This is a genomic window from Thalassospira australica (assembly GCF_000763295.1).
Taxonomy (GTDB): domain Bacteria; phylum Pseudomonadota; class Alphaproteobacteria; order Rhodospirillales; family Thalassospiraceae; genus Thalassospira; species Thalassospira australica.
In genome coordinates, this window is sequence record NZ_JRJE01000003.1 from 166,593 (window position 1) to 186,899 (window position 20,307).

15 protein-coding genes are annotated in these 20,307 nt (G+C 54.5%); 4 read left to right on the top strand and 11 right to left on the bottom strand.

Going from position 1 to position 20,307, the window contains the following annotated elements; all coding sequences use genetic code 11:
- The first annotated feature begins 506 nt into the window (after window positions 1–506).
- The gene (locus JF44_RS0102470; RefSeq protein ID WP_033067437.1) at window positions 507–2,579 is read left to right on the top strand and encodes an O-linked N-acetylglucosamine transferase, SPINDLY family protein; all 2,073 of its coding nucleotides are present in this window, start codon (window positions 507–509) and stop codon (window positions 2,577–2,579) included.
- 34 nt (window positions 2,580–2,613) lie between these two features.
- Here JF44_RS0102470 and JF44_RS0102475 read toward each other — a convergent pair whose 3' ends face one another.
- Window positions 2,614–3,249 (bottom strand): D-glycero-alpha-D-manno-heptose-1,7-bisphosphate 7-phosphatase, encoded by a 636-nt coding sequence (locus tag JF44_RS0102475; protein ID WP_052065383.1) that lies wholly within the window; start codon window positions 3,247–3,249, stop codon window positions 2,614–2,616.
- A 202-nt stretch (window positions 3,250–3,451) separates the two neighbouring features.
- On the opposite strand from JF44_RS0102475, the gene JF44_RS0102480 reads away from it, so the two are divergent.
- Window positions 3,452–4,327, top strand: a complete 876-nt coding sequence (locus JF44_RS0102480) for an AEC family transporter (protein ID WP_033067355.1) — start codon at window positions 3,452–3,454, stop codon at window positions 4,325–4,327.
- Between the two features lie 24 nt (window positions 4,328–4,351).
- Here the strand turns inward: JF44_RS0102480 and JF44_RS0102485 are convergent, their stop codons facing one another.
- From JF44_RS0102485 to glmM, 3 genes are all read right to left on the bottom strand, one after another.
- Window positions 4,352–4,702, bottom strand: a complete 351-nt coding sequence (locus tag JF44_RS0102485; RefSeq protein ID WP_156111569.1) for a hypothetical protein — start codon at window positions 4,700–4,702, stop codon at window positions 4,352–4,354.
- A 72-nt stretch (window positions 4,703–4,774) separates the two neighbouring features.
- Complete coding sequence (gene thiD / locus JF44_RS0102490) at window positions 4,775–5,572, bottom strand: bifunctional hydroxymethylpyrimidine kinase/phosphomethylpyrimidine kinase (protein WP_033067439.1); 798 nt, start codon at window positions 5,570–5,572, stop codon at window positions 4,775–4,777.
- 51 nt (window positions 5,573–5,623) lie between these two features.
- On the bottom strand, window positions 5,624–6,973 hold the full coding sequence (glmM, locus tag JF44_RS0102495; RefSeq protein WP_033067357.1) for a phosphoglucosamine mutase: 1,350 nt from the start codon (window positions 6,971–6,973) through the stop codon (window positions 5,624–5,626).
- A gap of 291 nt (window positions 6,974–7,264) precedes the next feature.
- On the opposite strand from glmM, the gene JF44_RS0102500 reads away from it, so the two are divergent.
- Both JF44_RS0102500 and JF44_RS0102505 read left to right on the top strand, forming a co-directional pair.
- Complete coding sequence (locus JF44_RS0102500) at window positions 7,265–9,265, top strand: sensor histidine kinase (protein ID WP_162181377.1); 2,001 nt, start codon at window positions 7,265–7,267, stop codon at window positions 9,263–9,265.
- Window positions 9,262–11,286, top strand: coding sequence for a sensor histidine kinase (locus JF44_RS0102505; protein WP_033067359.1), 2,025 nt, complete (start codon window positions 9,262–9,264; stop codon window positions 11,284–11,286). Before JF44_RS0102500 ends, JF44_RS0102505 begins: the two co-directional genes overlap by 4 nt.
- Before the next feature lie 75 nt (window positions 11,287–11,361).
- Here the strand turns inward: JF44_RS0102505 and JF44_RS0102510 are convergent, their stop codons facing one another.
- From JF44_RS0102510 to tolB, 7 genes are all read right to left on the bottom strand, one after another.
- Window positions 11,362–12,150: a response regulator transcription factor gene (locus tag JF44_RS0102510; RefSeq protein ID WP_033067360.1), complete on the bottom strand. Its 789-nt coding sequence runs from the start codon at window positions 12,148–12,150 to the stop codon at window positions 11,362–11,364.
- A 265-nt stretch (window positions 12,151–12,415) separates the two neighbouring features.
- A complete protein-coding gene (gene folP / locus JF44_RS0102515; protein ID WP_033067361.1) occupies window positions 12,416–13,531 on the bottom strand; it encodes a dihydropteroate synthase in 1,116 nt (371 codons plus the stop codon).
- 13 nt (window positions 13,532–13,544) lie between these two features.
- The gene (ftsH, locus tag JF44_RS0102520; RefSeq protein WP_033067362.1) at window positions 13,545–15,488 is read right to left on the bottom strand and encodes an ATP-dependent zinc metalloprotease FtsH; all 1,944 of its coding nucleotides are present in this window, start codon (window positions 15,486–15,488) and stop codon (window positions 13,545–13,547) included.
- Between the two features lie 85 nt (window positions 15,489–15,573).
- Entirely contained in the window at window positions 15,574–17,049 is a 1,476-nt protein-coding gene (tilS, locus tag JF44_RS19795) for a tRNA lysidine(34) synthetase TilS (RefSeq protein ID WP_052065384.1), read from the bottom strand.
- Between the two features lie 21 nt (window positions 17,050–17,070).
- Window positions 17,071–18,123 (bottom strand): tol-pal system protein YbgF, encoded by a 1,053-nt coding sequence (gene ybgF, locus JF44_RS0102530; protein WP_033067363.1) that lies wholly within the window; start codon window positions 18,121–18,123, stop codon window positions 17,071–17,073.
- 152 nt (window positions 18,124–18,275) lie between these two features.
- On the bottom strand, window positions 18,276–18,773 hold the full coding sequence (gene pal / locus JF44_RS0102535) for a peptidoglycan-associated lipoprotein Pal (RefSeq protein WP_033067364.1): 498 nt from the start codon (window positions 18,771–18,773) through the stop codon (window positions 18,276–18,278).
- 129 nt (window positions 18,774–18,902) lie between these two features.
- Entirely contained in the window at window positions 18,903–20,273 is a 1,371-nt protein-coding gene (gene tolB / locus JF44_RS0102540) for a Tol-Pal system beta propeller repeat protein TolB (protein WP_033067365.1), read from the bottom strand.
- Window positions 20,274–20,307 lie beyond the last annotated feature (34 nt).

Below are 20,307 nucleotides of genomic sequence, written 5' to 3' on the forward strand. Positions count from 1 at the left end.
GTTTCTTTCAGGCGAAGGCCCACGGGCCTGACCCTACTTATATGGGTGCGTTCTAGCACAGTATTCGCGCAGTTTGACAGTTTTTTGCCTGAAAATTTCGCCAAATTCCGTCAATGGGTACGATTGCTACGCGGCATTGTTTTTTACAACGATGCTCTCCCCTTGGAATTTGCATGAAAATCACATTGTGCCAGTCAAAAGGTGTGTTTTTGTGACAGAGGTCACATGTTTTTGCGCCCTGTCCCGTCGGACCTACTCCAAATACCCAAAAACCTATCCCATTGCATAGGCGACTGCTAACCAAACACTACATATTCTATGGGTGATTATCGCCGCCAGGCGATTCTCCCACTCCCATTCTCGCCCCGGACCGGTCGAAGGTTCGGGGCTTTTTTTGTCTGAATTTTCTGAACTTATCACGCCAAACGCAACTGGATGCTTTAAAGGATCTGCCGAACCCTTTAATGTCCAAAGCATCAGTTACCAAGGCGGAGAAACAACCATCCATGTCCGACCAACTCAAGACACTGTTGCGACGTGGACTAACTGCGCATGAGGGCAACCGCCCGCAAGAAGCCGAAAAGATTTATCGCGCTGCCCTTGATCTTTCACCGGGCAATGCGGAAGTGGAGCATCTTCTTGCCACCCTTCTGACCGGCCTTGGTCGCCACGGCGAAGCGCTTGATCTGTTTGAAAGCTGCCTGAAAAGTTACGCGGCCAATCCGGCCGTTCGATGCAACTATGCGATTGCGCTGGAAAGCACCGGCCAGATTGACAAGGCGATTGACCAGTTCAAACAGGCCATCAGCTATCACGGCGACTTTCCCACCGCCCTTTATCATCTGGCCCGCCTTGAAATCCCGCGTGGCCATCTTGGGCAGGCGGTTGATCTTTTGGGCCGTTTGCTGGGGTTAAAGCCAAATCATTACGAGGGGTTGTTGCTGTTTGGGCAGGCGCTTCATGATCTGGGGCAGGAAGAAGCCGCCCTGATGTCGCTGGAACATGCGGCCGAAGCCGCCGGAATTTCGCCTGAACTGATTTGCCGGGTTGGCATTTCGCTGCTGCGCCTTGGCTATCCGAAGACGGCACAAGATCTTTTTCAGCGCGCACTTAGCATCGATGCCAAATATGTGCCGGGTTTGCGTGGACTTGGGCAATCCCTTGCCCATCAAGGGCAGTATGCCAAGGCGATTGCGCTTTTGAAAACAGCGCGCCGCCTGACCAAGGATACCGATGATATCGACATGGTTCTGGCGGATATCACGCTTAAATGCGGTGATCTTGTCGCCACCATCGAGACGCTTGAAGCGTTGCTTAAGACATCGCCGGGCAATGCTACTGCAGATGCGCTTTTGATCCGGGCCAAGGCCAAACTTGCCAGCATTGAAGGCACCAGCCACGCCAAGGCCGCCAAGGAATGGGCAAAACACCATCTGCCAATCGCGGCAAAACCGGAGTTTGCCAACAGCAGGCAAGCCGATAAACGGCTTCGGATCGGGTGGTTGTCACCCTTTTTCTGTGAACATCCGTCTTACAAGATTTTGGCCGCACTCGCCCGCCACCTGAACCGCCATGAGATCGAGCTGTTTTTATATTCGGCCACACCACGACCTGATGACGTGACACGGTCATGGCAAGTGATGGCCGATGGATGGCGTGAGGTGTGCGGACAGGACCCGATGCAGATCGCTGATCGCATCCGCAAGGACAAGGTTGATATCCTGATTGATCCGTGCGGAGCACACCCAACCCAACCGATTGAGGTTTTCGCACTTAAGGCCGCCCCGGTGCAGGCAAGCTTATCGGCGATCACCACCGGCATCGCCGAGATGGATTACCTGATCGGGCATAAGGATGTGTTCAGCGGCAGTTCTGTCAGCAACAAAATGTTTTCAGAACGGCCTCAGCCGCTAGCGATTGGGCCGTATTTGCCAATTGAACTGGATGACGCATTGCCCGTGGCACCGCTTCCGGCGGCGGTTGGCACGGAAATCATCCGGTTTGGCTGCATTGACCGGTTGGCCAATATCAGCAACGAAACGCTGAATTGCTTTGCCCGTATCCTCAACAAGGTCAAAAACAGCCGCATCGTCATTCAGGATGATGTGCTTGAAGATTCATATGGGGCAAAAGTGTTTCTTGATCGTGCCCGCCAAGCCGGGATCAAACGCGACCGTCTTGATCTTGCCGGTAAGGTGAAAACAGAAGACCGTGCGGCCCTGTATGCGCAGATTGATATCGGACTGGCACCGTTCCCGGCCATCAGCCTTGAAAACTATTTCGAGATGCTGTGGTTTGGCATTCCGTTTGTATCGCTTGCCAATGACCGGCCGGGGTCGCGACTTGGCCTTGCGTTACTGGGGGATATCGGGCTTGGCGCATTGGCGGCCGAGACCGAAAAGGGATATGTCGATAAATGCGTGATGCTGGCATCCGACCTTAAGGCGCTGGCCAGTATTCGCGAAAACATGCGTGAACGCATCCGGGGCAGCAGGGCCTTCCACCCGCCTGCCGTTGCAGCCGAATTCGAAGAGGCCTGCCGCGAGATGTGGCAGAACTGGTGCCGTGAGAACCCCTAATGCGTTGTCCGGGCGATATCCTGCGCATTCCCGGTTAGAACATTTCCGACAGGATATGATCGACAGCAGCACTTAGGTCATCGGCAATAAAGTCGGCTTCAGTTGCCTCTGGCAGGGTTGTTTCGCGGGCACCGTGGCCGGTTTTGACCATGATCGTGCGCGTTCCTGCCGTGTGACCTGCGCGGATGTCATTGATGCGATCCCCGACAAGCACGCTTTCGCGAAGGCTGATGGCAAAATCCTGTGCCGCAGCGTGCAACATGCCGGCACCGGGTTTGCGGCAATCGCTTTGACGTGCATAGTCGCCCACCCCATCGGGATGATAGGGCGAATAATAGATCCCCTGCACCGATGCGTTATGATCGCCAAGCAGTGTTGCCAGTGCCTTGTGGATGACAAGCAGCTGGTCTTCGTCAAGGTAACCGCGCGCAACGCCCGATTGATTGGTCACGACAATGACCGGAATGCCCGCAGCATTCAGACGGTGAATGGCATCCCCGGCCCCGGCAATCAGTTTGAGATCGGCAACATCGGCAAGATAATGGACTTCTTCGTTGATGACGCCATCACGATCCAGAAACACCGCAGGAACAAGATTGCGTTGATCGCGAAATCGTGGCGCCGGATCAATCAGATGGCGTTTGACGTTTGTGTTGGTTTGCCCAGCCATGAATGACCTTTGTGTTATCGAATTTTGCCAAGAATGGCGTATTCACATGCCAAATAGCAAGGCTTCACAAGCCGCTATCAATCATTCCGCAGCGCGGAAAACAAAGTGGTAATACCATTATTCGCTTGCAGAGCCACCAGATGACGTGACAATTTCTGTTCAAACACGCCACACAAAAGAACACCTCAAGGAATTCTGTCTTATGTTTGCCGATATTTTTGCCATTCTGGCCCCGGTTTTCATTACCACCGGACTGGGTTATTTCTGGGCCCGGGCCGGCAAACATTTTGACACCAACCTTGTCACATCGATTGTCACCTATTTCGCAACCCCCTGCCTGACCTTTGCGGCACTTGCCACGGTGGAACTGGGGGGTGATACGCTGATTTCGATGGGGACGGCAGCGCTTGCGGCGAATGTGATTTTCGTTCTGATCGGCTGGCCGATCCTGAAGGTATTCAAGCTGTCGCCCCGAACATATCTGCAATCACTGACCTGGCCCAATGTTGGCAATGTCGGCTTGCCGCTTTGTATGCTGGCCTACGGGCAGGAAGGCCTTGCCTTGTCGGTGGCGTTCTTTGCCGCCTATGTGGTGATCCAACTCACCGTCGGGGTTGCCTTTGTGTCGGGCAGTTTTTCGATCCGGTCACTTGCGAAAATGCCGATCATTCCGGCAACCCTGATTGCCACGGGATTTTTGGCAACGGAAACGCCGGTTCCGGAATGGCTTTACAACACCACCAACCTGATCGGCCAACTGACCATTCCGCTGATGCTGTTTACGCTGGGTGTATCCCTTGCGAAGCTGCGCCCGGTCAGCCTTGCGCGCAGCACGGCGTTAAGTGTGCTGCGCCTTGGCATGGGGTTTGGCGTTGGTCTTGGCCTGTCGGAAGTCATGGGGCTTACGGGGATTGAGCGCGGCGTTGTGATCTTGCAATGCTCGATGCCGGTTGCGGTGTTCTGTTATCTGTTTGCGCAGCTTTATAACCGCGACCCAGAAGAAGTCGCCGGTGTTGTGATCAGCTCAAGCTTCCTTGCGGCCATCGCCCTGCCCGCGCTGCTTTGGTATGTTCTGTAAACAGCAGAATACCAAAACGGCTGGTTATTTGACGATCAGGCGATATTCACCGCCCGTGCCATCATCCTTGTCGGCATAAAAGCCTATTGCGCATTCAAACCGGCCTTTTTCAAGGTTGGGGTCACCCTGTTTGGCAGCTTGTTCCATGACGTAGCCTTGGCAGGCATCAAGATCGTCAAAGACGGCCTCGGAAATATCAACCCGGGTGGGTCGGGTCACATCGGGGGTGTAAACCGCTGTAACATGTTCCCAGGGTGCAGCATCATCCGGCCAGAACAGATCGGCAATATGACGGTGCGGATTACCGAAACTGACCACAGCGAGAATGGCAATCCCGCCAGCGAGAATGGCACGGCGCAGCATTCTATGGTTCATGAATTTCCCTTGTTTCAGCCCGATTTGCGCCCAAAGACGGCAGGCGCATGATGTCCATCACGGACCCCACCCCTAACCGGTGACCGGATGGGCGTGATTAAGCGGACCGTTTCCCTTGCCATAGCCCGGCGCGGTTCGGATGGCTTCGCGGACATAGGCCCGTGCGCGGGCAACGGCATCACTTAGCGCCATACCCTGTGCCAGTCCGGTCGCAATGGCACTTGCAAGCGAACAGCCTGTACCGTGATTGTTCTCCGATGGGATGCGCGTGCCTTCAAAGCCTTCGACGTCCCCATCGCGGCGCCACAAAATATCGACGATTTTATCGCCGTCCGCGTGACCGCCTTTTATCAGGACGGCCTCGGCACCGAGATCGCCAATTTTATGGGCCGCAGCTATCATATCGCCTTCGCTGGTGATTTTCATACCAGACAGCACTTCTGCCTCGGGGATATTTGGCGTCAGGACCGTCGCCAAGGGCACCATATTGGCAATAAGCGCATCGACCGCGTCTTCCTGAAGCAAGCGTGATCCGCTTTGGGAAATCATCACAGGATCAACCACAACCGGGATACCATTGGCCTTTGATTTGATAAATTCCGCCACCGCCGTGATAACCGGAACAGAATGAAGCATGCCGGTTTTAAGCGCATCTGCACCAATATCATCAATCGTCACCGTCGCCTGATGGACGATCATATCAGGGGCGATGCCTAAAACATCAAAGACCCCGGTGGTGTTTTGCACCGTGAGTGCCGTGATCGCAGTCGCAGCATAGCCGCCAAGGGCGGTTACCGATTTGATATCGGCCTGAATGCCAGCCCCGCCTGAACAATCAGACCCGGCGATAATCAAGACACGACCCTTCATACGATCCATCCTTATCCTGCGAATTCAGTTTTATGCGGCACCGTGCAGGCCTTAACCGGCAACAGCGGTGATTTCGGCGACAATGCCATCGACAATCTGTTCGACCTTGATCGCGTCATCGCCTTCGGCCATCACACGGATCAATGGTTCGGTTCCCGATTTACGGATCAAAACACGCCCATCACCGTCAAACGCCTTTTCGGCAGATGAAATGGCGTCGATCACGCTGCTTTGCGACAAAGGATCACTGCCCGCCGCATAGCGTACATTTTTCAAAATCTGAGGCAGCGGTTCAAACACGCGGCTCATTTCCGAAACGCGTCCCTCGCGGCTTGCCAGAACTGCCAGCACCTGAAGGGCGGCCAAAAGACCGTCGCCCGTCGATGCAAAATCCGACAGCACGATATGACCGGACTGTTCGCCACCGACATTGCAATCAAGGGCACGCATCTGTTCGACGACATAGCGATCCCCAACCTTGGTGCGGATCAGACGGACATCGTTGCGTTCAAGATAGCGTTCCAGCCCCAAATTGGACATTACGGTTGCCACCAGCGCATTCCCGCGCAACTGACCGGTGCGTTTCCAATGGGTCGTGACAAGCCCCATCAGCTGATCACCATCGATCAGAAGGCCTTTTTCATCACACATCTGAACCCGGTCAGCATCCCCATCAAGCGCAATCCCGACATCGGCCTTTTCGGCCAGCACGCGGTCACACATGGTTTTGGTGTAGGTCGAGCCGCACTGATCATTGATGTTCATGCCATTCGGGCTGGTGCCAATTTCAATCACCTCTGCGCCAAGTTCGCGCAGCACCTTGGGAGCGACGGAATAGCCTGCACCATGGGCGCAATCAAGAACGATGCGAAGACCTTCAAGGGTTACGGTGCCCGGAAGCGAGGATTTGACGGCCTCGATATAGCGGCCCGGCGCATCATCGATACGTTTGGCACGGCCCAGCGCATTGGCCGGAACCAGTTTGCCCGAAAGATCACTTTCCATCAGGGCTTCAAGTTCGAGTTCGACTTCGTCAGACAGTTTGAAGCCATCCGGACCAAACAGCTTGATGCCGTTATCCTGAAATGGATTGTGAGATGCAGAGATCATCACACCAATATCAGCCCGCATGGATTTGGTCAGCATGGCAACCGCAGGTGTTGGCATCGGACCAACCAGCATGACATCCATGCCCATCGAGGTAAAACCGGCAACAAGAGCCGGTTCAAGCATGTAACCGGAAAGACGGGTATCCTTGCCAATCACGACCTTATGGCGATGATTGCCCCGGGTAAAATAGTGCCCGGCAGCCATACCGACTTTCAGGGCGACCTCGGCGGTCATCGGGGCCGTATTGGCCGTTCCACGAATGCCATCCGTGCCAAAATATTTGCGGCTCATATTCTGTGTCTCTGCTTATGTCAGGGGCATGGTTGCCCTGTTTTAAATTCTGATTGCCGGTTATATCAAAGTAACGACGCGATGCCACCGGCAATCAACACATTTTACAAGCAAGTTGGCGACAAATACGTTAACGCAGCCGGGCAACAATCCTACATGCTTTCATACTGATAAAAGCAATGACCTTGCGTGGAAAAACAGCTATCACGATCAGATAAATTCAAAAGGTTTGGACCCGGGGTAACTTTGCGCGATATCCGCCCACATCTGGTGCTGTTTGCAATCGTTATATTGCTTACAGCCTTACTTGGCGTTTTGTTCGCGTCCAAGTCCCTTGCAGATGACAGTAAAACGCACTTTTTGATCGGAAGTCATGGCCCGCGCGATGACATTGATCTGGTGCATTTTCTGGAACGATTGACGACAGAAGCACGGATCACCAAGCCGGCCGATCTGATCCAGATTCCCCGCACGGCGTTTGAACCTGTTTTGAACACACGCGGGCCGGGCTATACCAAAAATACGGTCTGGTATCGCGCCCCGTTCGTCGTTGATGACCGTTTGGCAACGGATCAAAACGCCGCCTTTATAAGGGTCGGCGCTGCCTATTTGAATGATATTGCACTGTCGATCATTTCAGGTGAAACGGGTCAAACCGTTTGGTGGGATCATGTTGGCGACCGGGTACCACCACGTGCTGATCAGTTGACAAGCCCCTACCCCACACTTCAATGGCCGGAACTTTCATCGGGACACTATTGGTTGACCATCGGGGTCAAAACCAACAGCGCCCATGTGTTTGAAGCAAAGCTTTTGCCCGAGAGCACCATGATCGCCAGCACCGGCCAGGACAGTTATCTCAAGGGGGTTTACCTTGGTGTTCTGATCGTTGCATTTGGCATTTATCTGGCATTTGGGATGCTGTCGCGCGACAAGGCAGTCTGCTGGTATTCGGTCTATATCCTGGCGATGTTTTTCATCAATCTGGGTGTTTCAGGATACGCCCATTTGATGTTCACATCGTTTTGGCCGCTGGCAAGCGATGCAATCACCGGCAGCGGAACCGCCCTTTCGATCGGCAGCAGCCTGATCATGTGGTGTTACATTATCCGTGTGAATGAATATTTCCCGAAAACTTTCCGGGCAATTGCAAGCTTTGCAGCCCTTGCCATGCTGGGTTTTGTTACCAGCACATCAGACTGGTACATCATATATGCCAAGCTGTTCTTTATTTCCGATATCTGCCTGCTGGTGGTTTTGCTGATCCTTCTGGTTTACATCAGTTTTCGCGAAAAAAATCTGATGAGGTACAGCTTTCTGATGGTCGCGCTGGGCATCCCGACCATCGCCGTGATTGTGCATCTGATGATGCTGACCGGCCTGACCCCGATCAATGCATTTACCCAGAACATTTATCCGATGAGTTCGACTGTTCATATCGTGATGATCGGTATTGCCATGGGATTTAGGACATTCAAACTTGCACATGGTCGCGCAGAGGCCTTTAGCACAAGTCAACATGCCGATCAGCTGGCGGGCGAACAGCGCACCTTTATCACCATGCTATCGCACGAATTTCGCACCCCCTTGGCAATCATTCAAAGGTCGGCCGAAATTCTGGGACTACATCTGCAAAACGAACAACAAGCCATCATCAGCAGGCTTGCGACGATCCGCAGCAACGCCGGACAGCTTTCAAGCCTTGTTGATGCGTTCCTGACCAAGGATACGCTTGATAATGCGGCCTTTACCACGTCTCGCGAGGCAGTGGCCATTGATACGTTTTTAAGTGAATTGATCGCCCGGCGGCACCGTGAAGTTCCCGGTCAGAACATCAGCCTGCTTCATTTAGAAATGGCAGTTGTGGAAATTGACCGTGTCCTGATGGAACGGGCCATCCTTAATCTTATTGAGAATGCCCGAAAATATGCCCCGGGCGCAGCCGTTTGGGTTTCGAGCGAACGTGCCGCGAACGGCTATCTTTATATCCGTGTGGTTGATGAAGGCCCCGGCATCCCGGTAGAAGAGCTTGGCAACGTTCTGGATGCCTTTTACCGCGGGCGCGATGCGGCCAAAACCCAAGGCGTTGGGCTGGGCCTGCATCTGACCAACAGAATTATCAAAGCCCATGACGGTACGCTTTCACTCAGCGTTGGGGAAAAAGGCGGCACGACGGTGCTGATCAAACTGCCCTTTGATCGCGATAAAACGGTTCTGCATGGAACCAGAAACCGGGTTGCGTTCCACGAACAACGTTCAGAAACCCCCGACAACGGGGGGCCTTGGTCATGACCAAAGCAACCATTGCGCCAAATACACCACCCCTGCCACAAAGCAGGGGGCATCGCAAAATCATGATGATGTTGTTGATGGTGCTGGTGACGTTGTCTATCGCGCAACCGGCCCTGTCTGCGCACCCACAAATGACCGTACAAGAGGCACCATCATCGGATGTGGTTGATGACCGGTTGATCCTGACGGGCGACGTCACATCCCCGGTTGACCTGACCAACCATGTCGCATCATTTATCGATACAAGCCGCGCACTTGAATTGGGCGATATACTTGCGCTACCCGAAAGCGCCTTTGCACAGGCACAGGCCAAGGCCATTCCGTCATTTGGCTATACAAGCGATATAGTCTGGCATCGGGTTCGTCTTTCGATCGAGCAGCCGTTAAGCAACCACGCGTTGCTTGAGATCACGCCGTCCTATTTGAACTTCATTGACGTGTTCCTGATGCGTGCGGGCGAAAGCACCCCGTTCGAGGAATTCAATCTGGGCGACCATATCCCCAGCAGCGAACGCACATATGGCGGGCGCACACATGTTGCATCTTTGCCGCTGCTAGAGCCGGGTGACTATGACATGTATGTGCGCATACAAAGTAATAGCGCCAATTGGATCACGATGAAGATCTGGCCTGCGAAGGCACTGATTTCATCGCTGTCTTTTCGCAACCTTGCGATTAACTTCTTTTTTGGTTTTTGCCTGACATTGGGGCTGGCCTATCTGACACTTGGTCTGATCGCACGTGACAAGGCCGTCGTGTTGTATGGTATCTGGGTTCTTGCCATTGGTACGGTCACATCCCTTATCAATGGTATCGCACTAAGCGAATTGCGCCCGGAAATTCCGTGGATGAATGACGTGCTGATTGGCATCACCAATGTCGCTACATACGGCATGGCGATATTCTTGTGGCTTTATATCATCGAGGCCAAAAAGCACTTCCCGACATTCCACAAAATATGTTGCGTCTATGGCTTTTGCATTCTGGCCTTTGCGGTTGGAACAACCAGCGATTTTTACACAATCTTTGGCTCCTATATCGTTCCCAGTCATGCCCTGTTTATGGCTGTGATGTGCGTGATCCTGATCATGCGTGCCTTTGGCGACAACCGAAAACCGCTCGACTTATGGTATCTGGTGGTTTTGGCAATTCCGACTGCAGGTGGCATCATCATCCAGCTTGCACTTTCAGGGGTTATTGATGCGACCCCCATGCGCATGCAGATACATCAGTTTACATTGGTCCTTCATCTGGTCGGAGCCGGCATTCTGATGACAGTAAGGTTGGCCAGCATGGACAAGGAACGTGTGCTGGTGTCGCTGAAGGCAGAGGAAACCACAACACTGGTTGCAGAACAGCGGAAACTGATTTCCATGCTGTCGCACGAGTTCCGTACCCCGTTGGCCGTTATTCAGCGGTCATCGGAAATGTTGATGTTGCAACTTGCAAATCGCAAGGACGATGCGCTGGAACGTCTGCAACGCATCCAGCTGCAAGCCCGGAAACTTGCACGGCTGGTTGATATTTTCCTGACCAAGGATGGCATTGACAGTCAGGAAATGTCACTTGATCGCGAACTGGTGTCTGTTGACCGCTTTTTGCAGGATTTCGCCGCCCAGACGACCCGCGAAGGCGCCGGGGTCGCGGTGGTGTGTCACAACACTGGGCAGGATGAAATCTTGATTGATAAAACCCTTATGGGGCTTGCCATTACCAATCTGATTGAGACCTCCCGCCGGTTTTCGCCGGGAAGCCCGATTACCATAGACGTTCGCCAACAATCAGACATGCTGATTGAAATCAGCATTCCCTGTCAGGGTGAAGGACTTGAAGAAGATGACATTATCCTGATCAGGGACGCATTGATCACACGCAGCATGGAGACAAACTCCATGCGCCGGGCATTGGGGCTTCATGTTTCCAAACGCATTGTCGAGGCTCACGGAGGATCAATTGTCTTACGCAAGCACAGTACAAAAAACATCGAGCTGTGCCTGCTATTAGAATCCGAACCCAATTGAACCCAAGATTGGCTACAGCAGGTAGTTATGCCCCGGCGTCATCCCCGGATGTTGTTGCCAGACATGACGGTAAAATCAGGAAGCTTCTGCTTCGCCGGAAACCGCAGCGGGTGACGTAAAGGCATACCCCCGGCCATAGGCCGTGCGGACGGGCAGTTCTTCACCGATTTCCTTGAGGATTTTCTGGCGCACGCGGCGAATCGCCGTATCAAGGTTACGGCAATTTTCGGCCGTATCGGCCTTGCCAAGTGCTTCGACAATTTCCGGTCGGGTCAGCCATGCGCCGTTGGCTTCAATCAGAAGTTTGATGATCGTGCGTTCTGTCGCCGTCAGGCTTGCAGTTGCACCGTCAGGATTGCTGAGCGTCCAGTTGAGCATATCAAGAACCCAGCTATCCTCGGCGATTGCCGGGGTCTCAGTCACCGTATCTTCGACGCGTGCCGCACGCCTAAGCAGAGGCTTTAACGCGGCTTCGATCACCGAAAGCGGGCTGTCTTTGGTCAGATAGACATCTGCACCGGACTTGTAGCCCGTCAGATGGTTATCCATGCCCGACAGGGATGTCAGCATCATAATGCCGCAGTCAACAGATTGGCGCACATGTTGTGCCAATTCATATCCGTCTGCATCTGGCAGCATGATATCAAGAATGACGGCATCGGGTTTACGCGCATCAAGTGCCCGGTAAAATGCTGCGCCGGTTTCGCACCCGATCACATCAAACCCGCACATTTCAAGATATTCACACAGATCCTTGTTCAGATCCGTATTATCTTCGACAACATAAACACAGTGCTTCATCGCATTCCAGCCAGATGTGGCGTCGCCCGCAGTCGGGTCCGCCAGAACGACAACCTCGTTCATATAATGACCTTCGCGTTTGATTGCAGCCCAACCATAGATAGTGACGTTGTCGCCATTTTAATTACTGTCTCTTGGTATGTGGTCATGGCGGCAATTCTGCAAGCACCAACCACCAAAGGTCAGAAAATGCCAGAATCCGACCCCTATAAAAACAAGGTCCAAAATCGTCCCAAAGTGCACCTTCAGAACAGATCAAGGACCTTATTTTTAGCAATTGGTGCAAAAAGCACAAGCTATACAACCAGAATATGCATTAGCTGGTTATCTATACAATCGATGTAGAGCTGACGACGGAAATTGCCTGTACGGTTTCCTGAACGTCATGTACGCGAAGCATTTGCGCGCCATGGCGCCACCCGTTTACCGCCGAGGCAATCGATCCACCCAACCGCTGCTTGGGGTCGGCATTGGGGTCTATTTTGCCAATGAACGACTTGCGTGATGTCCCCAGCAAGACCGGGCATCCCAAACCATGGAACATCGCCAGTCGCGACAGCAATTCAAGATTATGCGACAGCGTCTTGCCAAAACCGATACCCGGATCAATGCAAATACGCTCACGCGCGATTCCGGCCCGCTCGCAGCTTTCGATGCGATCAAGCAGATAATCATAGATATCAAGCGCTGCGCAGTCATAGTGCGGGTTGGCCTGCATGGTGCCCGGTTCGCCCTGCATGTGCATCAGCATCACCGGTTTACCACTTGCCGCAGCAACTTCCATCGACCGTTCGTCGCCTTCAAGCCCGGTGACGTCATTGATGATGGCTGCACCGGCCTCAAGCGCGGCTTCCATCACCGCAGCATGGCGGGTATCAATCGAAATCACATGACCGTCCGCGGCAAGTTCGCGAATGACAGGCACGACGCGGTCGATTTCGGCTGCCTCGGACACATCATCCGCCCCCGGACGGGTTGATTCCCCGCCGATATCAAGGATTGATGCCCCTTGCGCGGCAAGTTCACGCCCACGGGCAACCGCCTGCTCTGTCGAGTTATAGTCACCGCCATCAGAGAAGCTGTCGGGCGTGACATTGATGATGCCCATCACGTGGCAGGACGCCATGTCCAACCCGGCAAAATCCGGACGTTTGGCCATCAGCCCGTCAAGGACTGCGTTGATTTCATCAACGCGCCCGCTGTTTTGCACCCAGCCTTCAAGCGCAAGCAACGGCAGGATCATGCTTTCGGCCCCGCCGCCTTCGCGACGACGGATGATTTCAAGCGCGGAAAAGCCACGACGCGATCCAGCGAGGGGCAATGTGTTGGGATCATCGGCATGGTCGATGAAACCGGTCGGTGCGTAGTAAAGCGGTCCTTCAAAATCGGCAAAGCCCCGCACATCGGCGGGGCTTCGCAGGACCGATCTTTTGATCTCGTCCATCAGTCTCTTTCTGTTAGCTTCCCGGTTGCGGTTCCGGGGAAAGATCCCCGCCACCTTCACCAGGGTTGTCTTTGCGGGCGCTGCCGGAAGTTGGCACGGTGGAACGGCGTCCACCACCAGAATCCTTGCCGCCGCCGGAAGAATGGCCCGGACGGTCAATTTCCTCGCCACGCAGCAGCGCGTCGATTTCCTTGCCCGACAGGGTTTCATATTCCAGAAGACCTTTTGCAAGCTTGTGCAGGTCATCAATATGTTCGGTCAAAACACGCATGGCGAACTGGTAAGCTTCGTCGGAGTAACGACGGACTTCCTCATCAATCAACTGTGCGGTTTGTTCCGAGACATTCTTGTGCTGTGCGACGCTGTGGCCGAGGAACACTTCTTCCTGGTTATCAACGTATTTGACGTTGCCAAGTTTGTCCGAGAAGCCCCATTCGGTCACCATCTTGCGTGCATATTGCGTCACCATGTTGATGTCCGAAGAAGCGCCCGTGGTGACCTTGTCCTTGCCAAAGATGATTTCCTCGGCGACACGACCGCCCATCGCGACCGCAAGGTCGGAGATAAGCTGTTCGTAGGATTTGGACACCTGATCGCGTTCCGGCAGACGCATCACCATACCAAGAGCGCGACCGCGCGGAATGATGGTGGCCTTGTGGATCGGATCAGAAGCCGGGGTGTGCAAGGCGACAAGGGCGTGACCACCTTCGTGGTAGGCCGTCAGCTTTTTCTCGTCATCAGTCATGATCATGGAACGGCGTTCCGCCCCCATCATGACCTTGTCCTTGGCGTTTTCGAAATCGGCCATGGTGACAACGCGCTTGCCAAGACGGGCTGCCAAAAGGGCTGCTTCGTTGACAAGGTTTGCCAGATCAGCACCGGAGAAGCCCGGCGTACCACGTGCAACCGTGCGCAGATCGACATCCGGACCCAAAGGAACCTTGCGGGCATGGACACCAAGAATGTGTTCACGGCCTTCAAGATCGGGATTCGGAACAACGACCTGACGGTCAAAGCGGCCCGGACGCAGCAATGCCGGATCAAGAACGTCCGGACGGTTGGTTGCGGCAACAAGGATAACGCCTTCGTTGGCCTCAAAACCATCCATCTCGACCAGAAGCTGGTTCAGCGTCTGTTCACGTTCATCGTTCCCGCCGCCAAGACCGGCACCACGGTGACGACCGACAGCATCGATCTCATCGATAAAGATGATGCAAGGCGCGTTTTTCTTGCCCTGTTCGAACATGTCACGCACACGCGATGCACCGACACCAACGAACATTTCAACGAAGTCAGAACCGGAAATCGTGAAGAACGGTACGTTTGCTTCGCCGGCAATCGCACGGGCCAGAAGCGTTTTACCGGTACCCGGAGGGCCGACAAGCAGCATGCCTTTGGGGATTTTACCGCCAAGGCGCTGGAATTTCTGCGGGTCGCGCAGGAAGTCGACAACTTCTTCAAGTTCGCTTTTGGCTTCTTCAATACCGGCAACGTCTTCAAAGGTCACGCGACCGGATTTTTCGGTCAGCATCTTGGCCTTGGACTTACCAAAGCCCATGGCCTTGCCGCCGCCACCTTGCATCTGACGCATGAAGAAAATCCACACCCCGATGATCAGTAGCATCGGGAACCAGCTGATCAGTGCACTCATCAGCGGGGACAGGCTTTCTTCCGGCTGTGCGATGATGCGCACGCCTTTGTCGTTCAGTCTTTCGACAAGGTTCGGATAATCCGGGGTATAAACAGTAACAGAGCGACCGTCGCGCGTTTCTGCAGTCAGGTTGTTGCCCTGGATGGTAACTTCCGAAATCTGGCCGCTATCAACTTCTGCAAGGAAGTCCGAGAATGCCAGCGTCTGCTGATCGGACCGTCCGGAGGGCGACTGAAACAGGTTGAACAACGCCACCAAAAGGATGGCGATGATAACCCACAGTGCGAGATTTTTTCCCATATTCATTCCAAGCTACTGGTCGCAATTTATGTGTGCCGTGACGCAAAACTTCCTGCGCAGGGTCTGACCAACAAATAGTCATAAGCCCCGCTTACGCAAGTAGGTTGTCGGGTTTCGGTGACGATTTGAAACCACTTTCCCACAAAGGTACTTGCGGCGCAAACTGCCATCTTCCGCCAGACGCGTTCCCGCCCCTGCCCAGAGGCGGCGCGCAGCCGGCGGCGGATAGTACGTCGGAAAGCTCCGAAACCTCAAGCCCGCCAACGGATCGCAAGGCTTCTTTATCGTAGAGAGCAGGCATGGATGCAAGGGCTGCGCGTGGTAAATTACCAATAAATGGTGCAATTTCGCGCAATGCGGCCCGAAAAGACTTCGTGTGAAACACATCACAAAGGCCAAGCGGCCCAATCGAAAGCCCCGCCACATCAGCAATCATCATGCCTTCCGCCCGCCATTCAAAGCGATTATCCCATCGCATCGACATGGGGCGGGGATGTGATTTGGTATCTATCACCACCGGATTTTGATCCATCCGGCCAAGTTCGCGATAAATATAAATCCGGTTTTTGCGCCCATGAAGCACACAACCGCCAAGACTGATCCTTGATGCCGGATCAGTCGCAAACCGTGCCAGGGCACTTGCAAGTTTATCCAACGCAGGCATATAGGCCGCCCCGCCCACTGTGCGGACGACCTGCCCCAATGCGTGCGTTTCTGCAAGTTGGAGGTGTCGGGATGCATCATCGTCCTGCCCCCAACCCCAAAGCGCGTTCGGGTCCCAAACGGCCACACCGATGTCCTGCAGGGTCACAGCAGCGGCCAACACCTGGCCGATGCGGGCTTCAAGGTTCTGGCGGCGGGTTGCCGTTGCAGTTTCATCGATATCGGAGGCCTGCCCGGCCTTAAGCGCGCGGCGCACCCGCACACGTTCGAATTTCTCGTTGCGGTTTGACGGGTCTTCAACCCATGCCTGACCACGTGCGTTCAATGTTGCGATCAGATCGGCCTTCGGGATCGACAAAAGCGGGCGCAGCAGCCGACCATGGCGCAAATTGCGCCGGGCTGACATCCCTGCCAAACCAAGCTGGGTCGTGCCGCGTTCCGTGCGCATGGTGATGGTTTCCGCCTGATCATCGGCATGGTGGGCAACCAGTAAATGGAAAATGCCCATTTCACGCATCAGATCATCGAACATCTGGTACCGGGCATTGCGGGCATGTTCCTGCACAGCAGCAGCGGGCTTGTTGCCCCGCCAATCCCTGATAACGTGATCGATATCGTATTTGCCAAGTTCCCGCCCGACCCAGCGTGCTTCGTCGGCAGCACCGGCGCGCAGACCGTGATCAATTGTTACGGCAAGTATCCCCCCGCCCCGCGCCTGACACCACTCATGCGCAAGCAGCGCCAACGCCATGCTATCGGCCCCGCCCGACACGCCGACAAGAAGTTTTGGCACGGCTTCGAACGGCGCAAAATCCATCATCAGGCGATCAAAGACAACGGCATCCAGTGGTGTTCCACTGGATGCCGTTGTGTGATCAGAAGATGGGGGGATGCGGTCAATCATGACGGTTGCAGCAGGCAGCGCTTACTGCGGGCATCCGCGGTTCTGGCGTTCCTGACGGGCACGATCAAGGACAACATTCGATGCATTCGGGAAGTTGTCGAGCAAATGCCCAAATGCCGTGCAGGCATCTTCGTTCTTGCCAAGATTTGCCAGTGACATACCAAGTTTCAAAAGGTTATCGGGTGCCTTGGTGCTGTCGGGATAGGTCTGGAAGCCTTCGGTAAAGGCAATGGCCGCATTTTCATACTGACCGCGCACATAATAAGTTTCACCCAGCCAGTATTGCGCATTGCCTGCCAACGGATCGTTGGGATGGCTGCTGACGAAATTGCCAAGTGCCTGTTCTGCTGCGGCAAAGTCCTGCTTGCGCAAAAGACCAAAGGCTTCGCGATATTGTTCTTCGGGCGTCCCGGTCGCGGTTGCGGCGGTCTGGGTTTGTGGAGCAGGCGCGGTGTTTGATGACGTGCCACTTGGGATTTGCGGCGGCTGACCTTCATTTTCAATCACGCCAAACAGTTTGGTGCCCTGATCATTAAGCGTCTCGCCGGTCGCAGCAGAGCCTTGCCCGGTTGAAGATGTTGCCGGTGCCAAAGCCCCTTGTCCCGATGCGGCTTCACCGGCAGCCAATGGCGTAGCAGCACCTGTGGCACCTGCGCCTGACGCACCACCGCCTTCAAGCTGGCTGAGGCGGAAATCAATGTCGGCCACCAGACGTTCCAGACGGTCTTCCATCTTGCGAATGCGGAAATCGAATTGTTCAAGTTGCCCGGTCAGTTGGGTCGTCGCACGTTCAAGGTCGCTGATCTGAACCTGTTGACGGGCCGCGGCCGGTGTGGAAGCCCCGCCGCCAGAAGACGCAGCAGCCTGCCCGGCATCACCCGTTCCTTCGCGGTAGACATAGCGCTGCAGAAGATCCAGGTCTTCGCGCAGTTTTTCGACCTGTCGCGACATATTGGCGTCTTGTGCCTGAACTGTTCCGGACCCAAGCGACGTCACGCCAAACACGGTTCCAAGGGCCAGCGCCATCAAAACAGTTCGGCTTTTTGGCGAAATGGCGGATCGAACACGGATCATTTTCGGGTCCTTTGTCGTCAATGCAGTCTTTGAAAGTGCACTATGAAAACACACTATGACTTTTCAAACATTTTCAGGCGGCAAAAATAAGGCGCCTGCCCCAAGCGGGACAGGCGCCTTGATCTTCAAGTCAGGCTTGCACCTGCACGCTCTTAACGGATAACCGAAACAGAGCGGCGGTTTTTAGCCCAGCTTTCTTCGTCGTGACCAAGAGCAACCGGGCGCTCTTTGCCATAAGAAATGGTTTCAACGCGCGACGGGTCGATGCCCAGAGCGACAAGGTAATCTTTTACCGAGTTCGCACGACGCTCGCCCAGTGCAAGGTTGTATTCGCGGGTGCCGCGTTCATCGGCATGGCCTTCAACAACAACCTTGTACTGCGGGTATTTCTTCAGCCAAGCGGCCTGCAGTTCCAGGGTACGACGTGCTTCACCAGCAAGATCGTATTTGTCGAAGCCAAAGAAGACACGGTCGCCAACGTTGACAGCGAACCACTCAGGGCTGCTTTCAGACAGCGTGGTTGACGAAGACGCGCTAGATGAAGAAGTGCTTGCACCGTCGCCGCCGGTGGTCGCCGTGCTATCAGGAGCAGTTTCACACGCAGCCAGAAGAGCGGCAGCAGCAAAAACGCTGAGAATACGAAGTTTCATTTAAGTTTTCCCCTTAACACCGGACGCATTCGCCCGAGGTTGGTGTTTTCCATGTCTCGCGACACCGAAAATGCCCGCGATTAAAGCGAATCGCATTCAGTGCTTCGCGATGACTATACTCTTGAGATATCAGGGAATCAAGGGTGACCATGCTGGGTCCGACCCATCCGCCGGTGTAACGATCTCTCGTTCGTTGAAACCGGTGAGATCAATCGAATACAAACGATAGCGATCCTTGGTCCCGTCCCTGGACGGGTGTTGGCGGTAGTACATCAGAACTCGACCATTCGGCGCCCATGTTGGTCCCTCGACGAGGAACCCTTCGGCCAGCAGCCTTTCTCCACTGCCGTCTGGCCGCATGACGCCGATATAATAACGACCTCCTTGCGATTTGGTGAATGCGATCAGGTCTCCGCGCGGCGACCAGACCGGTGTGGCATAACGCCCGCCACCGAAACTGATACGCTGTGCGCCGCCACCATCGGCATTCATCACATAAAGTTGTTGTGCGCCACTGCGATCGGAGTTGAACGCAATGCGCGACCCTTCAGGCGAATAGGACGGCGAGGTATCCACGGCCGGATGACGCGTAAGTTGACGCTTTTCACGCGTGCGTAGGTCCAGCTCATAAATCTCGCTGTTCCCGTCAAGCGCTTGTGACATCACAACCGAATTCCCGTCTGGCGCGAATCGGGGCGCAAATGTCATCCCCGGAAAATCGCCCAGCAATTCCAGCTCGCCGGTATCAATATCCAAAACATAAACACGTGGCTTGTCGTTGAAATACGACATGTAAACCACTTCTTGCGCGGTCGGCGAGAAACGCGGGTTCAGCACAAGGAACCGACCATCCGACAAGAAGCGATGATTTGCCCCGTCCTGATCCATAATCGCCAGACGCTTGACGCGCTTGTCTGCCGGACCGCTTTCCGACACATAAACAATGCGGGTATCAAAATACCCGGTTTCGCCGGTGATGCGTTTATAGATTTCATCGGCGATCTTATGCGCGATGCGACGCCAGTTATTGGGCTGCGTGCGATAGGCTACTCCCGACATCTGGGTTTCGGCCAGCACATCCCAAAGACGGAATTCAACACGCAACAGACCGTTTGCTTCGGTGACAACCCGGCCATTCACAAGCGCCTGCGCGTTGATCGCGCGCCATTCGGCGAAGTTCGGGTTCACCGCCAATGAAGCCGCACTCTGGATGAATGCGTTTTCATTGATCGGCGAAAACAGGCCGGAACGTTCAAGATCGGCAGCAATCACCTTTGTGAGGTTCTGGCCGATTTCGGTTTCCGAAACGCCATCCCCCGGGAAGCTGGTGACCGCAATCGGCATCGGTTTGAGCTCACCTCTGGTGATATCAATCCGCAGTTCCGCCTTTGCCGGCGACATGAACCCGACATTCAGGCCAGCGACAACGGCAAGGGCGCACAGTGCTGCGACACCGCTTTTAACCCAAAATCGTTTTCGTGCGTTGGTCTTGATCGTCATCCTGCCTCGCTATTTTCCACGCGTGTTCAAGAAC

Coding starts and splice junctions, on each gene's coding strand:
- ftsH (WP_033067362.1), bottom strand. CDS start 15,488: ATGAATATGGGAAAAAATCTCGCACTGTGGGTTATCATCGCCATCCTT.
- tilS (WP_052065384.1), bottom strand. CDS start 17,049: ATGATTGACCGCATCCCCCCATCTTCTGATCACACAACGGCATCCAGT.
- JF44_RS0102470 (WP_033067437.1), top strand. CDS start 507: ATGTCCGACCAACTCAAGACACTGTTGCGACGTGGACTAACTGCGCAT.
- JF44_RS0102480 (WP_033067355.1), top strand. CDS start 3,452: ATGTTTGCCGATATTTTTGCCATTCTGGCCCCGGTTTTCATTACCACC.
- JF44_RS0102505 (WP_033067359.1), top strand. CDS start 9,262: ATGACCAAAGCAACCATTGCGCCAAATACACCACCCCTGCCACAAAGC.
- tolB (WP_033067365.1), bottom strand. CDS start 20,273: ATGACGATCAAGACCAACGCACGAAAACGATTTTGGGTTAAAAGCGGT.
- JF44_RS0102510 (WP_033067360.1), bottom strand. CDS start 12,150: ATGAACGAGGTTGTCGTTCTGGCGGACCCGACTGCGGGCGACGCCACA.
- JF44_RS0102475 (WP_052065383.1), bottom strand. CDS start 3,249: ATGGCTGGGCAAACCAACACAAACGTCAAACGCCATCTGATTGATCCG.
- folP (WP_033067361.1), bottom strand. CDS start 13,531: ATGGACGAGATCAAAAGATCGGTCCTGCGAAGCCCCGCCGATGTGCGG.
- JF44_RS0102485 (WP_156111569.1), bottom strand. CDS start 4,702: ATGAACCATAGAATGCTGCGCCGTGCCATTCTCGCTGGCGGGATTGCC.
- pal (WP_033067364.1), bottom strand. CDS start 18,773: ATGAAACTTCGTATTCTCAGCGTTTTTGCTGCTGCCGCTCTTCTGGCT.
- glmM (WP_033067357.1), bottom strand. CDS start 6,973: ATGAGCCGCAAATATTTTGGCACGGATGGCATTCGTGGAACGGCCAAT.
- thiD (WP_033067439.1), bottom strand. CDS start 5,572: ATGAAGGGTCGTGTCTTGATTATCGCCGGGTCTGATTGTTCAGGCGGG.
- ybgF (WP_033067363.1), bottom strand. CDS start 18,123: ATGATCCGTGTTCGATCCGCCATTTCGCCAAAAAGCCGAACTGTTTTG.